The organism is Microbacterium sp. PF5 (assembly GCF_004794315.1).
Lineage (GTDB): Bacteria > Actinomycetota > Actinomycetes > Actinomycetales > Microbacteriaceae > Microbacterium > Microbacterium sufflavum.
In genome coordinates this window covers 1-16,061 of record NZ_SSDQ01000093.1, presented here as the reverse complement: position 1 = coordinate 16,061, position 16,061 = coordinate 1, and the positions used below count along the sequence as shown (strand labels likewise).

Sequence of the window (16,061 nt, the reverse complement as noted above, 5' to 3'; positions counted from 1 at the left end):
GGTTTCTTTGCATCCGGATCCGCTCCCGTCAGCCCACCGCGTCACGCGCCGCCACGAACGCGGCGACGCACTCCTCCACCTGCTCCGGCGTGTGTGCGGCGGACAGCTGCACGCGGATGCGCGCGAGCCCGCGCGGGACGACGGGGAAGCTGAACGCGGTCACGTAGATGCCCCGCTCCTGCATGGCCTGGGCGATCCGCGCCGTCTTCGCCGCATCGCCGAACATCACCGGGACGATCGGGTGCTCCCCCGGCAGCAGCTCGAACCCCTCCTCGGTCATCCGGCGCCGGAACAGCGCCGCGTTCTCGCGCAGTCGCGCCCGCAGCTCGGCGGATCCCTCGACGAGGTCGAGCGCCGTCAGGGTTCCCGCCACGATCGCGGGGGCCAGCGTGTTCGAGAACAGGTAGGGGCGCGACCGCTGTCGCAGCAGTGCCACGATGTCGGCGTGGGAGGCCACGTACCCGCCCGAGGCGCCGCCGAGCGCCTTGCCGAACGTGCCGGTGTAGATGTCGACCCGGTCCGACACCCCGCACAGCTCCGGAGTGCCGCGGCCGTGCTCGCCCACGAACCCGACGGCGTGGGAATCGTCCACGAACACCAGCGCGTCGTAGCGCTCGGCCAGGTCGCAGATCTCGGCCAGCGGCGCGATGTAGCCGTCCATCGAGAACACGCCGTCGGTCACGACCACCCGGAACCGGGCATCGGCCGCCGCCCGCAGCTGCTCCTCCAGGTCGGCCATGTCGCGGTTGCGGTAGCGCAGGCGACGCGCCTTGGAGAGTCGGATCCCGTCGATGATCGACGCGTGGTTGAGCTCGTCCGAGATGATCGCGTCCTCCGCCGAGAAGAGCGTCTCGAACACCCCGCCGTTCGCGTCGAAGCACGACGAGTAGAGGATCGCGTCGTCCGTCCCGAGGAAGTCCGCCAGGCGCCGCTCCAGCTCCAGATGCTGCTCCTGGGTGCCGCAGATGAAGCGGACGCTCGCGAGCCCGTATCCCCACTCCTGCAGCGCGGCGGTGGCCGACGCGAGGATCCGGGGGTCGTCCGCGAGGCCGAGGTAGTTGTTGGCGCAGAAGTTCAGCACGGGCGTCCCGTCGGCCGTGATCTCCGCGCTCTGCGGTCCGCGGATGCCGCGCTCCCGCTTGGTGAGCCCGGCCTCCTCGATCCCGGCGAGCTCCTCCGCCACATGGGTCCTGAAGTCTCCGTACATCACAGCTCCGTCCAGTCGAGGATGATCTTGCCCGTTCCCGCCGATTCCGCGGCCGCGAAGCCGCGCTCCCACTCGCGCGCCGGCACGACGTCGGCGATCACGCGGCCGATCGCCTCGCGCAGCGCGGCGCTGGTCTGCAGCATCGCGCCCATGGCGTTCCACGTCTCGAACATCTCGCGGCCGTAGATGCCCTTGATCGTGAGCATGTGCGTGACGAGCTTGCCCCAGTCGATCTCGAAGCCGGCGCTCGGCAGCCCGAGCATCGCGATCCGTCCGCCGTGGTTCATGTTGTCGATCATGGCCGGGAGGGCCGACGCCGCCCCACTCATCTCGAAGCCGATGTCGAAGCCCTCGCGCATGCCGAGCACGCGCTGGGCGTCGCGCACGTCGCGCTGCGACACGTCGACCACCTCGTCCGCGCCCATGCGCCGCGCCATCTCCAACCGCGGTGCGCTCACATCGGTCGCGGCGATGAAACGCGCACCGGCGTGCCGCGCCACCGCGATCGCCATGAGGCCGATCGGGCCGCACCCGGTCACCAGCACGTCCTCACCGACCAGCGGATACGTCAGGGCCGTGTGCACGGCGTTGCCGAGGGGGTCGAAGACGGCCCCGAGTTCCGGGGTCACGTCGGCGTGGTGCACCCAGACGTTCGCGGCAGGCAGCGACAGGTACTCCGCGAACGCCCCGTCGCGCTGCAGCCCGAGACCGATCGTGCGGATGCACATCTGCCGGCGCCCCGCGCGACAGTTCCGGCAGGTGCCGCACACGATGTGCCCCTCGCCGGAGACGCGGTCCCCGACGACGATGTCGTGCACCAGGGGCCCGACCTCCACGACCTCCCCGTAGAACTCGTGTCCGGGGATGAGCGGGGTCGAGATGGCGGAGGCCGCCCAGTCGTCCCAGCGGTGGATGTGCAGGTCGGTGCCGCAGATGCCCGTCCGCAGCACGCGGATGACCACGTCTCCCGGTCCGGCCGTCGGTTCGGGGCGGTCGACGAGGGTGAGTCCGGCGCCCGGCTCCTCCTTGAACAAAGCCTTCATGTCTTCGATCTCAGCGCATCCATCGCTGTAGAACAATCGGCAGATCCTGCATCGTCCCTGTAGTGCTGGCTAAACTATCGCGATGGAGCTCCACCAGTTGCAGATCCTCCGCGAGCTCGGCGCCCTCGGGAGTGTGACCGCGGTCGCCGAGGCCCTGCGCGTCACGCCGTCCGCGGTGTCGCAGCAGCTCGCCGCCCTCCAGCGGGCGTTCCCCACACCGCTCACCCGTCGCGAGGGACGCTCGCTCGTGCTCACTGCGGCCGGAGAGGTCCTGGCCGCGGCGGGCACCGAGGCGATCGACGCGATGGCCGCCGCGAGGCACGCCCTCGACGACTTCGAGGAGGCGGCGACGGGCGTGGTGAGCCTCAGCGGCTTCCACAGCGTCGGGCAGGCGCTGTTCGGGCCGCTGCTGCGTGAGCTGTCCGCGCTGGATGCCGCGCCCACCGTGCAGCTCACCGACGAAGACGTCGCCCAGAGCGAGTTCCCCGCCCTCACCTCCCGGTACGACCTGGTGCTCGCGCATCGCATGGAGCACTCCGATCCGTGGCCAACGGCGGGTGTGCGCAGTGTCACGCTCGTGCGCGAGCCGCTCGACGTGGCGGTCGCCGCCGATCATCCCCTCGCCACGCGGTCGAGCCTGAAGCCCGCCGACGTGGCGGCAGAGCGCTGGGTGACCAGCCGCACCGGCTACTCCCCCGACGACGTGCTGCGCGCCGTGTCGGCCGTCGCGGGGCGCCCGGTCGACGTCCTCCACCGCATCAACGACTACGGCGCCGTGTCCGCCGTCGTCGCCGCGGGCGGGGTGCTCGGCATGCTGCCGCGCTTCACGTCGCGCAGCGTCGACGACCGGGACATCGTGCGCATCCCGCTGCGTGGCGTGAGCACGCACCGCATGATCGACGTCCTGGCGCGGCCGGAGAACCTGCGCCGGCGGTCCGTCCGCGTGGTCGTCGACGCGCTGCGCGCCGTGATGGTCGGGCTGCGCACCGAGGCCGACGATGCGCTCGGCACGGGTCGTTAGGCTCGGGGAATGACCGACGCCACGAACCCGCTCCTCCAGCCGTCGTCCCTTCCCTTCGGACTGCCGGACTACCGGGCGATCCGCGCCGAGCACTACCTCCCGGCGTTCCAGTCCGGGTTCGCGGCGCAGCTCGCCGAGGTCGCGAACATCACGCGGGTGCGATCGATGCCCACGTTCGAGAACACGATCGAGGCGCTCGAGCGGTCCGGGGAGCTGCTCGACCGCGTGGCGCACACGTTCTACACGGTCAGCTCGGCCGACGCGACACCGGAGATCCAGGAGATCGACGAGCAGCTCGCGCCGCTCATGGCCGCCCACCAGGACGCGATCACCCTCGACGCGGCGCTCTTCTGGCGCGTCGAACGCGTGCACGAGCAGCGCGACGCTCTGCCCCTCGACCCCGAGCAGCGTTACCTCGTGGAGCGGTACCACCGCGAGATGACGCACGCGGGCGCGGGCCTCGACGACGCGGCCAAAGCCGAGCTCACGGCCCTCAACCAGCGGCTCTCCGTGCTCACCAACACCTTCGAGCGCAACCTGCTGGGCGACACGAACGACCTCGCCGTCGTGTTCGACTCCGCGGCCGAACTCGACGGCCTCAGCCAGGGCGAGCTCTCCGCGGCCGCCCGCGCCGCCGCCGACCGCGGGCTCGACGGCCGGTACCTCCTCACCCTGCCGCTGTTCACCGGCCATCCCGCCCTGGCCCGCCTCCGCGTCCGGGAGTCCCGGCGGCGCGTCCTGGCCGCGTCGCGCGCCCGGGGCTCGCGCGACAACGCGAACGACAACCGTCCGGTCCTGCGCGAGATCGTGCGCCTGCGGGCCGAGCGCGCCGCACTTCTCGGGCACCCCTCGCACGCGGCATACGTCACAGCCGACGAGACGGCGGGCTCTCCCGAGGCGGTCGAACGGATGCTGCGCCGGCTGGCTGCTCCGTCGGCCCGCAACGCGCGCGCCGAGCGCGCGGCGCTCCAGGCGCTGGTCGACGAGTCGGAGCCCGCTCCCTTCCCGGTCGAGGCGCACGACTGGGCGTTCTACACCGAGAAGGTGCGTACGGCCCGCTACGACATCGACACGGCTGCGCTGCGCCCCTGGTTCGAGGCGGAGCGCGTGCTGCAGGACGGCGTGTTCTTCGCGGCGACCCGGCTGTACGGAGTCACCTTCCGCGAGCGCGACGACCTGGTCGCCTACCACCCCGGGGCCCGGGTGTTCGAGGTGCGTAACGCCGACGGTTCCCCGCTCGGCCTCTACGTGCTCGACCTCTACACCCGCGACTCCAAGCGCGGCGGCGCCTGGATGAACGCGATCGTCAGCCAGTCACGACTCCGCGGCAGCGCGCCCGTCGTGGTCAACAACCTCAACGTCCCCCAGCCCGGAGAGGGAGAGCCCACGCTGTTGACGCTCGATGAGGTGACGACGCTGTTCCACGAGTTCGGGCACGCCTTGCACGGCCTGTTCGCGACGGTGACGTATCCCCACTTCGCCGGCACCAACGTGTTCCGCGACTTCGTCGAGTTCCCGAGTCAGGTCAACGAGATGTGGATCCTCTGGCCCGAGGTCCTGGACAACTACGCCCGCCACCACGAGACGGGAGAGCCGCTCGACCCCGCGATCGTCGACCGCCTCCGGGCAACCGAGACCTTCGATCAGGGACACGCGACGAGCGAGTATCTGGCCGCCGCCTGGCTCGACCAGGCCTGGCATCGGCTCTCCGTCGACGACGACGTGGACGATGTCGCGGCGTTCGAGGCCGCGGCGCTGGCAGACATCGGGCTCGACGACCCCGCCGTGCCGACGCGGTATTCGTCGACGTACTTCGCGCACGTGTTCTCCGGCGGTTACAGCGCGGGGTACTACTCATACATCTGGAGCGAGGTGCTCGACGCCGACACGGTCGAGTGGTTCCGGGAGAACGGGGGCCTCACCCGCGAGAACGGCGACCGCTTCCGGGAGCGTCTGCTCGGGGTCGGCGGGTCGAAGGACCCCCTGGAGGCGTATCGCGACTTCCGCGGCCGCGACGCCGAGATCGCGCCGCTGCTGAAGCGCCGTGGACTCGACGGCTGACCCGTGGCACCCTGAGCACATGAACGCCTTCTCCGACGCCCCGTTCGGCCCTGCCGACCGGCTCGACCTCGACCCCGTCCCGCTCGCGGTCATCCGCCACGAGGCGCTCCGTCTCGCCGATCTCCGTGACGCCTTCGACTCCGGGTACCGCGCCATCGGCGACGCGTTCGCCGCCGGCACGCTGCTTCCCGCCGGTCCGGCACTGGCGATCTACCACGGCGACCCGATGGGCGTGTTCGATCTCGAGCTCGGGTTCCCCGTGCAGGCCCCGCCGTCCGACCCCCTCGCCACCGGTGACGGCACCGCCATCGTCGCATCCACGCTTCCGTCCGGATCCGCGGTGGCGACCACCGTCCTCGGCTCCTACGACGGTCTCGGGGCCGGATGGGCGGCTCTCGTCGCACGGGCGGCGGAGGCGGACCTCCATCCGCGCGGCGTCTGGATCGAGGTGTACGTCTCCGACCCGGACACGGCGCCGAAGGACCTGCGCACCGACCTCATCATGCCGGTCGGTTGACCGCCCCGCCGGCGTCGGTCGGGGTCAGGCGCTCTTGCGCTTGCGCTCCATCACCACGGTGGGCGGGGCGCCCTCGTCGACCGCGGCGCGCGTGATGATGACCTTCGCGACATCGTCGGCGGACGGGATCTCGAACATGACGGGGCCGAGCACGTCCTCGAGGATCGCTCGGAGTCCGCGGGCACCGGTCTTGCGCTCCACCGCGAGGTCGGCGATCGAGCGCAGCGCCTCCTCCTCGAACTCCAGCTGCACGCCGTCGAGTTCGAACATGCGCTGATACTGCTTCACGAGCGCGTTGCGCGGGCCGGTGAGGATGTCGATCAGCGCGGCCTGGTCGAGCGGCGACACGTTGGTCACGACCGGCAGACGCCCGATGAACTCGGGGATGAGGCCGAACTTGTGGAGGTCTTCCGGCAGCACCTCGCTGAACAGGTCGAGGTCCTTGCCCTTGTCGTGCAGCGGGGCGCCGAAGCCGACGCCGTGCTTGCCGACGCGCGCCGACACGATGTCCTCCAGCCCGGCGAAGGCGCCGGCCACGATGAACAGCACGTTCGACGTGTCGATCTGCAGGAACTCCTGGTGGGGGTGCTTGCGGCCGCCCTGCGGCGGAACCGACGCGACCGTTCCCTCGATGATCTTCAAGAGTGCCTGCTGCACGCCCTCGCCCGACACGTCGCGGGTGATCGAGGGGTTCTCGGCCTTGCGGGCGATCTTGTCGACCTCGTCGATGTAGATGATGCCCTGCTCGGCGCGCTTCACGTCGTAGTCGGCGGCCTGGATGAGCTTGAGGAGGATGTTCTCCACGTCTTCACCCACATAGCCCGCCTCGGTGAGCGCGGTGGCATCGGCGACGGCGAACGGCACGTTGAGGCGCTTGGCGAGCGTCTGTGCCAGGTAGGTCTTGCCGCAGCCGGTCGGCCCGATGAGCAGGATGTTGCTCTTGGCGATCTCGACCTCTTCGGCCTTCTGCTCCGCCGGCTGCAGGGTGCCGTGCGCACGGACCCTCTTGTAGTGGTTGTAGACGGCGACGGCGAGGGCGCGCTTCGCGGGCTCCTGGCCGACCACGTACTCCTCGAGGAACGAGAAGATCTCCCGCGGCTTGGGCAGTTCGAACTCGGCGACACCCTCGGCGGACGACTCCGCCATGCGCTCCTCGATGATCTCGTTGCACAGCTCGACACACTCGTCGCAGATGTACACGCCGGGACCCGCGATGAGCTGCTGCACCTGCTTCTGGCTCTTTCCGCAGAAAGAACACTTGAACAGGTCAGCGCTTTCACCGATGCGGGCCATGCGCGTCCTCCTATGGGGGATCAGAGATCGTCCTTCGAGCCTAACCGCTGCATGCGACACCGGGCCGCATTGGCGCGGACTCGCTTCCGCGCGGCCCCGGCATCGAGAAGGGCCCCGCCCGCGGGATGCGCGACGGGGCCCCTCGTGCGGTCCGAGCTCAGACCATGCTCTTGGTGTGCCAGACGGTCTTCACCTCGGTGAACGCGGCGATCCGCTCGGGCGACGCGACGACCTCGCCCGGAGCGACCACGCGCTTCAGGGTCTCCGCGGCGGCGATCTGCAGGTCGACCCAGTCGAGCGCTCCCGCGCCGGACAGATCGAGCGCGTTGACGTCCTGGTGCGCGGCGAGCCACGGCGCCATTTCCGCGGGCGACCCGGTCAGCACGTTCACGACACCGCCGGGGAGGTCGCTCGTGGCCAGCACCTCCGCGAGGCTGATCGCCGACAGCGGGTGCTGCTCGCTCGCGATCACGACGACCGTGTTGCCCGCGACCAGCGCCGGTGCCACGACCGAGACGAGCCCGAGCAGCGCCGAGTCCTGCGGCGCGACGATCGCGACCACGCCGGTCGGCTCCGGCACGGAGATGTTGAAGTACGGACCGGACACGGGGTTCGCGTTGCCCGCCACCTGGGCGTACTTGTCGCACCAGCCCGCGTACCAGACCCACAGGTCGATCGCCTCGTCCACCTGCGCGGTGGCCGCCGAGGACGACACGCCCTCCTGCGCCACGATCTCGTCGATGAACTGCGCGCGGCGCCCCTCCAGCACCTCCGCGACGCGGTACAGCACCTGGCCGCGGTTGTACGCGGTCGCCCCCGACCATCCCTTCACGGCCGCGCGCGCCGCGGTGACCGCGTCGCGGGCGTCCTTGCGCGAGGCCTTGGCGGCGTTCGCGAGGAAGCCGCCCTTGCGGGACACCACCTCGTACGTGCGACCCGACTCGCTGCGGGGGAAGGCCCCGCCGATCGCGAGCTTGTAGGTCTTCGGAACGCTCAGTCGCTTGCTCATGCTGCGGCTCCCTTGAGGTACGCGGTGAGCCCCTGGCGGCCGCCCTCGCGGCCGTATCCGGACTCCTTGTAGCCGCCGAACGGGCTCGACGGGTCGAAACGGTTGAACGTGTTGGCCCACACCACACCGGCGCGCAGCCGGTCGGCGACGGCGAGGATGCGCGAGCCCTTGTCGGACCAGATCCCCGCGGAGAGGCCGTACGGGGTGTTGTTCGCCTTCGCGATCGCCTCGGCGGGCGTCCGGAAGGTCAGCACGGACAGCACGGGCCCGAACACCTCGTCGCGCGCGATGCGGTGCGCGGCCTCGACACCGGTGAAGATCGTCGGCGCGAACCAGAAGCCCTGGTCGGGGATGGCGCAGTCGGCGGTCCAGCGCTCGGCACCCTCCGCCTCGCCGATGTCGCTCAGCTCGCGGATCCGCGCCAGCTGGGCGGCGGAGTTGATCGCGCCGATGTCGGTGTTCTTGTCGAGCGGGTCGCCGAGGCGCAGCGTCGACAGCCGGGCCTTGAGCCGGTCGACGACCTCGTCGTGGATGGACTCCTGCACCAACAGGCGGCTGCCGGCGCAGCACACGTGGCCCTGGTTGAAGAAGATGCCGTTGACGATGCCCTCGACGGCCTGGTCGATCGGGGCGTCGTCGAACACGATGTTCGCCGCCTTGCCGCCCAGCTCCAGCGTCAGCTTCTTGTTCGTCCCGGCGACCGCGCGAGCGATGTCGCGACCCACGCCGGTGGAACCCGTGAAGGCGACCTTGTCCACGTCGGGGTGGCGCACGAGCGCGGCCCCGGTCTGCCCGGCACCCGTGACGATGTTCACGACGCCCGCGGGCAGGTCGGCCTGCTGCAGGATCTCCGCGAACAGCAGGGCCGTGAGCGGCGTGGTCTCGGCCGGCTTCAGCACGACCGTGTTGCCGGCGGCGAGAGCGGGCGCGAGCTTCCACGCGAGCATGAGCAGCGGGAAGTTCCAGGGGATGACCTGTCCGGCGACGCCGAGCGACCGCGGGTTCGCGCCGAGCCCGGCGTAGTCGAGCTTGTCCGCCCAGCCCGCGTAGTAGAAGAACCAGGAGGCGACGAGGGGAACGTCCACGTCGCGGCTCTCCTTGATGGGCTTGCCGTTGTCGAGGCTCTCGGCGACCGCGAGCTCGCGCGCGCGCTCCTGCACCAGGCGCGCGATGCGGAACAGGTACTTGCCGCGGTCGCGGCCGCTCATCCTCGACCACGTCTTGTCGTAGGCGCGGCGGGCGGCGGCGACCGCACGGTCGATGTCCTCCTCGCTCGCGGACGCGATCTCGGCGATGCGCTTCTCGCTCGACGGGGAAATGGTCGTGAAGGGGGTGCCCGAGCCGTCGACGAACTCGCCGTCGATGAACAGGCCGTAGCTGTCCCGGAGGTTCAGGATCGCGGTGGACTCCGGTGCCGGAGCGTATTCCAGAAATGACATGGTCGTCTTCCCGTCAGTCGATGGTGACGTAGTCGGGGCCCGAGTAGTGGCCGGAGCGGAGCTTCTGTCGCTGCAGGAGCACGTCGTTGAGGAGGCTGGAGGCGCCGAAGCGGAACAGGTGCGGCTGCAGCCACTCCTCCCCCACGGTCTCCGCCACGGTGACGAGGTACTTGACCGCGTCCTTCGAAGAGCGGATGCCACCGGCCGGCTTCACGCCGATCCGCTCGCCCGTGCCGCGGTACCAGTCGCGCACGGTCTCCAGCATGAGCAGCGTGGTGGGCAGCGTGGCCGCGGGCTGCACCTTGCCGGTCGACGTCTTGATGAAGTCGCCGCCCGCCAGGATCCCGAGCCACGACGCGCGCTTGATGTTGTCGTACGTGTTCAGCTCACCGGTCTCCAGGATCACCTTGAGCGAGGCGTAGGAGCCGTCCTCGCGGCGGCAGGCCTCCTTGACCTGGGCGATCTGGTCGAACACCAGGCCATACCGCCCGGAGAGGAAAGCACCGCGGTCGATCACCATGTCGATCTCGTCGGCGCCCGCCGCGACCGCCTCGGCGGTGTCGGCCAGCTTGATCGGGAGCGACGACCGGCCGCTGGGGAACGCCGTGGCGACCGCGGCGACCGAGATGAGGCCGTCGTCCGGGTCGCCGTGCAGGGAGCCCAGCGCCTCGACCGCGCCGCCGACCATGTCGCCGTAGACGCACACCGCGGCCACGCGCGGCGTGGAGGGGTCGGCGGCGTCCGGGGTCTTCGCCTTGGCGACGAGCGAGCGCACCTTGCCGGGGGTGTCGGCGCCTTCGAGCGTCGTGAGGTCGATCAGGCGGATGATGGTGTCGAGCGCCCAGGCCTTCGAGGTCGTCTTGATCGAGCGGGTGCCGAGACCGGCCGCCCGCTGCTCCAGCCCGACCGCGTCGACGCCCGGGAGTCCGTGCAGGAAGCGGCGCAGCGTGGCGTCGTCCGGCTCTCCGCCGAGGACGTCCACCGCCGCCCTGCGGCTGAGTTCTGTGGTGGTCACTGTTCCTCCAACAATGCTCGTGCTGTGGTCTCGTCGGTGACCAGCACGCTGCACAGGCCGCTGGTCACCACCGTTCGTGCGATGTCGTGCTTCGCGGGTCCCGCGGTCACGAAGACCGCGCGGTCGGCGCCGCGCAGCCGGTCGAGCGAGACGCCCACGGTGCGGGCGTCGAGCTGCGGGTCGACGATGTTCCCCTCCGCGTCGACGTAGCGGCCGAGCACGTCGCCGACGGCTCCGCGGCGTGCGAGCTCCTCGACGTCGTCCGCGCGGAGGTAGCCGTTCTCGACGTGCGCCGACGACGCGTCGCAGGGACCGGCGGTGAACAGGAACGCCTGCGCCTCCGCGGCCTCCTCGAGCACGGCCGCGACGGTGCGGTCGCCCTCGATGGCCCGCTTGGTCTCGACGTGCTCCAAAATCGCGGGACTCGGCAGCAGCGAGACCTGGCCGGACGCGCGCTGCGCGATCGTGACGGCCAGTCCTGCCGCGCCTCCGGAGCGGCGGTTGAGGCTGACCCCGCCGTTGAGCTGCACGACGGTGACGCCGTTGGCCCAGCCGTCGGGGAGCGCCTCGGCGACGGCGCGGAGGGTCTTGCCCCAGCTCACGCCGAGCGTGCGGGGTACCGGACGCATCGCGGTCAGGAAGTCGGCGGCCGCCTGGGCCACCCGCTCGAGCGTGCCGTCGTCGCCCTCCGGAGCGGGCACGACCACCGCGTCCTTGAGCCCGAAGCGCTCGACGAGCTCTCTCTCGAGCCCGAGGCGACGTGCACGGGGGTGCACGATCTCGATGCGCACGATCCCTCTCTCCCGGGCCTGGGTGAGCAGCCGCCCGACCTTCCAGCGGGAGATCTTGAGGAGGCCGCCGATCTCGTCCTGCGTCTTGTCCTCGTCGTAGTACAGCTCCGCCACGCGCACCATGAGCAGGTCTTCTTCCACGGCATCCTCCTTCCCTGTCCAGGGTAGGCCCGATTCAGCGTTCGCGCACGCTTCTGCTCATATGCGCACCCGACCCCCGTCCCGACGCACATCCGCCGGGCACGCGAAAGGGCGCCCGTCTCTCGACGGACGCCCTCTCGAACGGCGGGGCTTACGCGCGCTTGCGCGACGTGAGCACCTGGTCGACGATGCCGTACTCCAGCGCCTCGTTGGCGGAGAGGATCTTGTCGCGATCGATGTCGCGGTTCACCTGCTCCACGGGCTTGCCGGTGTGACGCGCCATGGTCTCCTCGAGCCACGTGCGCATCCGGAGGATCTCGGCGGCCTGGATCTCGATGTCCGACGCCTGACCGTGACCGGCCTCGCCCATCGCCGGCTGGTGCATGAGCACGCGGGCGTTCGGCAGGGCCAGACGCTTGCCCGGCGCACCCGCGGCGAGCAGCACCGACGCGGCCGACGCCGCCTGGCCCAGCACCACGGTCTGGATCTGCGGCGCGACGTACTGCATCGTGTCATAGATCGCGGTCATGGCCGTGAACGAGCCACCGGGCGAGTTGATGTACATCGTGATGTCGCGCTCGGAGTCCTGGCTCTCCAGAACGAGCAGCTGCGCCATCACGTCGTCGGCGGACGCGTCGTCGACCTGCACGCCGAGGAAGATCACGCGATCCTCGAACAGCTTGTTGTACGGGTCCTGGCGCTTGAAGCCGTAGGCCGTGCGCTCCTCGAACTGCGGGAGCACGTAGCGGCTGGACGGCAGGTTTCCGGCGGACTGGAACGTGGGTGTGTACATGGTGTCCTCTCGCATCCTCACTCGGCGCCCGTGCCGCCGCCGCCGGTGACATCACTGGCGTGCTCGCGGATGTGGTCGACGAAGCCGTACTCGAGGGCCTCCTCCGCCGTGAACCAGCGGTCGCGGTCTCCGTCGGCGTTGATCTGCTCGACCGGCTTGCCGGTCTGGCCCGCCGTGATCTCCGCGAGACGCTTCTTCATCGACAGGATGAGCTGCGCCTGGGTCTGGATGTCGCTCGCCGTGCCGCCGAAGCCGCCGTGCGGCTGGTGCAGCAGCACACGCGCGTTGGGCGTGATGTAGCGCTTGCCCTTTGTGCCGCTGGTCAGCAGCAGCTGACCCATCGAGGCGGCCATGCCGATGCCGACCGTGACGATGTCGTTCGGCACGAACTGCATCGTGTCGTAGATCGCCATGCCTGCGGTGATCGAGCCGCCGGGCGAGTTGATGTAGAGGTAGATGTCCTTCTCGGAGTCTTCGGCGGCGAGAAGGAGGATCTTCGCGCAGATCTCGTTGGCGTTCTCGTCTCGCACCTCCGAGCCGAGCCAGATGATGCGGTCCTTCAGCAACCTGTCGAAGACGCTTGTCGCGACGAGGGGTTCAGCCATGTCAGCTCCTGCTTCCGTGTTTCAGTGATTCGAATCTACCGGCGTCAACGCAGCACTCAGGTCGTGTTCGCCGTCGGCATATCAGGTGTCGCGCTCGGCCATCTCCTGCGCGTACGCGGTCATCGAACGGTGATAGCGCGGCAGGTGCGGAACCAGCGCCAGCAGCGCCACCGAGAGCCCCTGATGCGGGCGTCCGGCACTCGCGAGGATCAGCGCATGCACCACGGCGACCGCGTCGCGGTACGGGCCGTCGGCGGAGGCCTCCTCCTCGGCGCGGATCACCGCCAGCGCCTCGTCGTACTCCCCCAGGTTGCGCAGCGAGCTCGCCAGCTGGATCACGCACTGCGGGCGATGCTCCTCATCGAGCCCGAGAGCCAGCGCCCGGCGATACAGCTCGACCGCCTCGGCCGGGCGCCCTGCGGAGTCCCTGGCGCCCGCCCGCTCGAACTCCGCCCGCGCGTCGTCCGGGCCGCGCTCGGCGGCCAGGGCGTCGATCCGTGCGATCGTCTCGTCGCCGACCTCGTCACCGGTCGCCTCGGCCCACACCTGCTCGACCCGGTCGTCCCATGCGCTCATGCATCCTCCTCGTCGATGCGAAAGAAGAGGGCGGATGCCGCAGCATCCGCCCTCTTCACCGTTCGTGCGATCACTCGCCCTTGTCGGCAGCCTTCTTGGCCGGAGCCTTCTTGGCGGCCGGCTTCTTGGCGGCGGGCTTCTCCTCCGCGTCGGCGTCCTTCTGGGCCGGAGCCTTCTTGGCCGGAGCCTTCTTGGCGGAAGCCTTCTTGGCGGCGGGCTTCTCTTCCGCGGGCGTCTCCTCGGCGGCCTCGTCCTGAGCGGCCTCGTCGTCGGTCACCACGAAGTCGGACAGATCGACGGGCTTGCCGTTGGTGTCGACGACCTTGACCTTGCCCAGCGCGATCGCGAGCGCCTTGTTGCGGGCGACCTCACCGACGAGGGCGGGCAGCTGGTTGGACGACTGCAGCGCCTCGACGAACTCCTGCGGAGCCATGCCGTACTGCGCGGCGGACTGGATGAGGTACTGCGAGAGCTCCTCCTGCGAGACCTGCACGTCGGCCTGCTCGGCGATCGTGTCGAGCAGCACCTGCGTGCGGAACTGCTTCTCGCTCGCCTCGGTGACCTCGGCGCGGTGCACGTCGTCTTCCAGGCGACCCTCGCCCTCGAGGTGGTTGTGCACCTCGTCCTCGATGAGCTGCGGCGGAACCGGGATGTCGATCTGCTCGAGCAGCGTCTCGACGAGCTTGTCGCGGGCGGCGGAACCCTGCGTGAACACGCCCTGCTGCGCGACGCGCTCGGCCAGGCTCGCGCGGAGCTCGGCGATCGTGTCGAACTCGCTGGCGATCTGCGCGAACTCGTCGTCGGCCTCGGGCAGCTCGCGCTCCTTGACGGCCTTGACGGTGACGGAGACCTCCGCCTCCTTGCCGGCGTGGTCTCCGCCGACCAGGGCGGAGCGGAACGTGGTGTCCTCGCCGGCGGTGAGCGACTCCACCGCGTCGTCGATGCCCTCCAGCAGCTCACCGGAGCCGATCTCGTACGAGACGCCCTCGGCGCGGTCGATCTCGGCGCCGTCGATCGTCGCGACCAGGTCGAGCTCGACGAAGTCGCCCTTCGCGGCCGGACGGTCCACGGGGATCAGCGTGCCGAAGCGGGCGCGCATGTTGTCGAGCTCGGCGTCGAGCGCGGCCTCGTCGGCCTCGACGGCGTCGACGGTCAGCGTGACACCCGCGTAGTCGGGGAGCTCGATCTCGGGACGGACATCGACCTCGATGTCGACGAGCAGGTCGCCCGAGAAGTCCTTCTCGTTCGGCCACTGCGTGATCTCGGCGGCCGGGCGGCCGACGATGCGCAGCTTGTGCTCGGTCGTCGCCTCGCGGAAGAACTTGTCGAGGCCCTCGTTGACCGCGTGCTCGATGACCGCGCCGCGGCCGATGCGCTGGTCGATGATCGGCGCGGGGACCTTGCCCTTGCGGAAGCCGGGGATCTGCACGTCCTGGGCGATGTGCTCGTAGGCGTGAGCGATGCTGGGCTTGAGGTCTTCCGGGGTGACCGTGATGCTGAGCTTGACCCGGGTCGGGGTCAGCTTCTCGACGGTGCTGTTCGCCATGCTGGTGTGTTCTCCTTGTGGTTTCCGCGCGGACGCGGCTGAAAAGTCGAGGATCTGAGTCGGGGCGACAGGAGTTGAACCTGCGACCTCCCGCTCCCAAAGCGGGCGCTCTACCAAGCTGAGCTACGCCCCGGGGAATCCGCACGCAGATTCAGCCCCACCGAGTCTAACGGACCGGAGCATGCCCGACCGTCCGCTATGATCGTGGGAGTCCGGACTCCGGTTCCGGGGGTGTAGCTCAATGGTAGAGTCTCAGTCTTCCAAACTGATTGCGCGGGTTCGATTCCCGTCACCCCCTCTCCCACGGCAGAGCGTCAGCGCTCAGAGCCGTTTCCGCATCTGCTGCGTCACGACCGCGTAACCCGCCGCGTCGTACATGCGGATCGCCGCCGCGTTGCCGCCGAACACGTTGAGCTCCAGCGCCTCGGCACCGGCATCGCGCGCCGCGCTCTCCACCGCGGCGAGCAACGCCCTGCCCAGGCCCTCTCCTCGGCGATCCCGCACGACCTCGATGTCATAGAGGAACGCGACGCCGGGCGCCCCTCGCGGGTGGTCGAGCCCCACCCAGGCGCGACCGATCGGACGTCCGTCCTCGTCGAGCCCTCGCAGCACGAGCATGCGCGACGTCGCTGGTCCCTTCGGAAGCATCCGCGCATTCTCCGCCCGCGCGCGATCGACGGCGCCGTCCCTCTCCCACCGGCCGGCAGCGACCTGCTCCGCCGCATACTCGCGGGCGATCGCCCCCATCCATTCCTCGAACTCGTCGGTCGTCATCCGTCGGACGCTCACCTGTGCCATCGACTCATCCTGTCACCGGCCGGTCGCGGGACGCAGCGCCGGTCCAATACGCTGACAGCAGATCTCCGCAGCCCGACCGGAAGGCATCAGCGAATGGGCACGTCGTGACGGACCCCGGCGCCCCGAGCGCCGCACCCGCCGGCCCCCCGGGAGGCGCGGGCCATCGGCTTCCGCCGCGGTTCGCGAGCGCGCCCTCCGCTCCCCTG

The 16,061-nt window shown here is 70.2% G+C and carries 15 protein-coding genes and 2 tRNA genes; 4 read left to right on the top strand and 13 right to left on the bottom strand.

What is annotated here, in order from left to right:
- Positions 1 to 28: 28 nt before the first annotated feature.
- Both DW297_RS07350 and tdh read right to left on the bottom strand, forming a co-directional pair.
- Complete coding sequence (locus DW297_RS07350) at positions 29 to 1,207, bottom strand: glycine C-acetyltransferase (protein ID WP_136030900.1); 1,179 nt, start codon at positions 1,205 to 1,207, stop codon at positions 29 to 31.
- Complete coding sequence (gene tdh / locus DW297_RS07345; protein ID WP_136030898.1) at positions 1,207 to 2,250, bottom strand: L-threonine 3-dehydrogenase; 1,044 nt, start codon at positions 2,248 to 2,250, stop codon at positions 1,207 to 1,209. Before tdh ends, DW297_RS07350 begins: the two co-directional genes overlap by 1 nt.
- A gap of 82 nt (positions 2,251 to 2,332) precedes the next feature.
- Between tdh and DW297_RS07340 the strand changes: the two genes are divergently transcribed.
- The 3 genes from DW297_RS07340 to DW297_RS07330 are packed head-to-tail and all read left to right on the top strand — an operon-like array spanning position 2,333 to position 5,849.
- The gene (locus DW297_RS07340; protein WP_136030896.1) at positions 2,333 to 3,271 is read left to right on the top strand and encodes a LysR family transcriptional regulator; all 939 of its coding nucleotides are present in this window, start codon (positions 2,333 to 2,335) and stop codon (positions 3,269 to 3,271) included.
- Positions 3,272 to 3,280: 9 nt separating this feature from the next.
- Positions 3,281 to 5,332, top strand: a complete 2,052-nt coding sequence (locus DW297_RS07335) for a M3 family metallopeptidase (RefSeq protein WP_136030893.1) — start codon at positions 3,281 to 3,283, stop codon at positions 5,330 to 5,332.
- Between the two features lie 19 nt (positions 5,333 to 5,351).
- Positions 5,352 to 5,849: a GyrI-like domain-containing protein gene (locus tag DW297_RS07330; RefSeq protein ID WP_136030891.1), complete on the top strand. Its 498-nt coding sequence runs from the start codon at positions 5,352 to 5,354 to the stop codon at positions 5,847 to 5,849.
- A 24-nt stretch (positions 5,850 to 5,873) separates the two neighbouring features.
- On the opposite strand, the gene clpX is transcribed toward DW297_RS07330, so the two are convergent.
- The 10 genes from clpX to DW297_RS07280 all read right to left on the bottom strand — a co-directional run bounded on the left by clpX (position 5,874) and on the right by DW297_RS07280 (position 15,190).
- The gene (gene clpX / locus DW297_RS07325; protein ID WP_136030889.1) at positions 5,874 to 7,142 is read right to left on the bottom strand and encodes an ATP-dependent Clp protease ATP-binding subunit ClpX; all 1,269 of its coding nucleotides are present in this window, start codon (positions 7,140 to 7,142) and stop codon (positions 5,874 to 5,876) included.
- A 157-nt stretch (positions 7,143 to 7,299) separates the two neighbouring features.
- Positions 7,300 to 8,151 carry an aldehyde dehydrogenase family protein gene (locus tag DW297_RS07320; protein ID WP_136030887.1) on the bottom strand — a complete coding sequence of 284 codons (852 nt, stop codon included), beginning with the start codon at positions 8,149 to 8,151 and terminating at the stop codon, positions 7,300 to 7,302.
- Entirely contained in the window at positions 8,148 to 9,590 is a 1,443-nt protein-coding gene (locus DW297_RS07315) for an aldehyde dehydrogenase family protein (RefSeq protein WP_136030886.1), read from the bottom strand. Before DW297_RS07315 ends, DW297_RS07320 begins: the two co-directional genes overlap by 4 nt.
- 13 nt (positions 9,591 to 9,603) lie before the next feature.
- Positions 9,604 to 10,572 (bottom strand): deoxyribose-phosphate aldolase, encoded by a 969-nt coding sequence (gene deoC, locus DW297_RS07310; protein ID WP_136030948.1) that lies wholly within the window; start codon positions 10,570 to 10,572, stop codon positions 9,604 to 9,606.
- Between the two features lie 29 nt (positions 10,573 to 10,601).
- Positions 10,602 to 11,537 (bottom strand): sugar-binding transcriptional regulator, encoded by a 936-nt coding sequence (locus tag DW297_RS07305; protein WP_136030884.1) that lies wholly within the window; start codon positions 11,535 to 11,537, stop codon positions 10,602 to 10,604.
- A gap of 151 nt (positions 11,538 to 11,688) precedes the next feature.
- Entirely contained in the window at positions 11,689 to 12,330 is a 642-nt protein-coding gene (locus DW297_RS07300; protein ID WP_025105017.1) for an ATP-dependent Clp protease proteolytic subunit, read from the bottom strand.
- Positions 12,331 to 12,347: 17 nt separating this feature from the next.
- On the bottom strand, positions 12,348 to 12,935 hold the full coding sequence (locus DW297_RS07295; protein WP_136030882.1) for an ATP-dependent Clp protease proteolytic subunit: 588 nt from the start codon (positions 12,933 to 12,935) through the stop codon (positions 12,348 to 12,350).
- Between the two features lie 81 nt (positions 12,936 to 13,016).
- Complete coding sequence (locus DW297_RS07290) at positions 13,017 to 13,511, bottom strand: tetratricopeptide repeat protein (RefSeq protein ID WP_136030880.1); 495 nt, start codon at positions 13,509 to 13,511, stop codon at positions 13,017 to 13,019.
- A gap of 70 nt (positions 13,512 to 13,581) precedes the next feature.
- Positions 13,582 to 15,057, bottom strand: a complete 1,476-nt coding sequence (tig, locus tag DW297_RS07285) for a trigger factor (RefSeq protein ID WP_136030878.1) — start codon at positions 15,055 to 15,057, stop codon at positions 13,582 to 13,584.
- A 59-nt stretch (positions 15,058 to 15,116) separates the two neighbouring features.
- Positions 15,117 to 15,190: transfer RNA gene (locus DW297_RS07280), tRNA-Pro, on the bottom strand.
- A 94-nt stretch (positions 15,191 to 15,284) separates the two neighbouring features.
- Here DW297_RS07280 and DW297_RS07275 point away from each other — a divergent pair.
- A tRNA-Gly gene (locus DW297_RS07275) sits at positions 15,285 to 15,355 on the top strand.
- A gap of 23 nt (positions 15,356 to 15,378) precedes the next feature.
- On the opposite strand, the gene DW297_RS07270 is transcribed toward DW297_RS07275, so the two are convergent.
- A complete protein-coding gene (locus tag DW297_RS07270; protein ID WP_136030876.1) occupies positions 15,379 to 15,855 on the bottom strand; it encodes a GNAT family N-acetyltransferase in 477 nt (158 codons plus the stop codon).
- Positions 15,856 to 16,061: the final 206 nt, after the last annotated feature.

Bases quoted from the DNA above. Each gene is read 5' to 3' on its own strand.
- DW297_RS07335 (WP_136030893.1), top strand. From the start codon at position 3,281: ATGACCGACGCCACGAACCCGCTCCTCCAGCCGTCGTCCCTTCCCTTC.
- clpX (WP_136030889.1), bottom strand. From the start codon at position 7,142: ATGGCCCGCATCGGTGAAAGCGCTGACCTGTTCAAGTGTTCTTTCTGC.
- DW297_RS07340 (WP_136030896.1), top strand. From the start codon at position 2,333: ATGGAGCTCCACCAGTTGCAGATCCTCCGCGAGCTCGGCGCCCTCGGG.
- DW297_RS07300 (WP_025105017.1), bottom strand. From the start codon at position 12,330: ATGTACACACCCACGTTCCAGTCCGCCGGAAACCTGCCGTCCAGCCGC.
- DW297_RS07320 (WP_136030887.1), bottom strand. From the start codon at position 8,151: ATGAGCAAGCGACTGAGCGTTCCGAAGACCTACAAGCTCGCGATCGGC.
- tdh (WP_136030898.1), bottom strand. From the start codon at position 2,250: ATGAAGGCTTTGTTCAAGGAGGAGCCGGGCGCCGGACTCACCCTCGTC.
- tig (WP_136030878.1), bottom strand. From the start codon at position 15,057: ATGGCGAACAGCACCGTCGAGAAGCTGACCCCGACCCGGGTCAAGCTC.
- DW297_RS07295 (WP_136030882.1), bottom strand. From the start codon at position 12,935: ATGGCTGAACCCCTCGTCGCGACAAGCGTCTTCGACAGGTTGCTGAAG.
- DW297_RS07350 (WP_136030900.1), bottom strand. From the start codon at position 1,207: ATGTACGGAGACTTCAGGACCCATGTGGCGGAGGAGCTCGCCGGGATC.
- DW297_RS07330 (WP_136030891.1), top strand. From the start codon at position 5,352: ATGAACGCCTTCTCCGACGCCCCGTTCGGCCCTGCCGACCGGCTCGAC.
- DW297_RS07290 (WP_136030880.1), bottom strand. From the start codon at position 13,511: ATGAGCGCATGGGACGACCGGGTCGAGCAGGTGTGGGCCGAGGCGACC.
- DW297_RS07270 (WP_136030876.1), bottom strand. From the start codon at position 15,855: ATGGCACAGGTGAGCGTCCGACGGATGACGACCGACGAGTTCGAGGAA.
- DW297_RS07315 (WP_136030886.1), bottom strand. From the start codon at position 9,590: ATGTCATTTCTGGAATACGCTCCGGCACCGGAGTCCACCGCGATCCTG.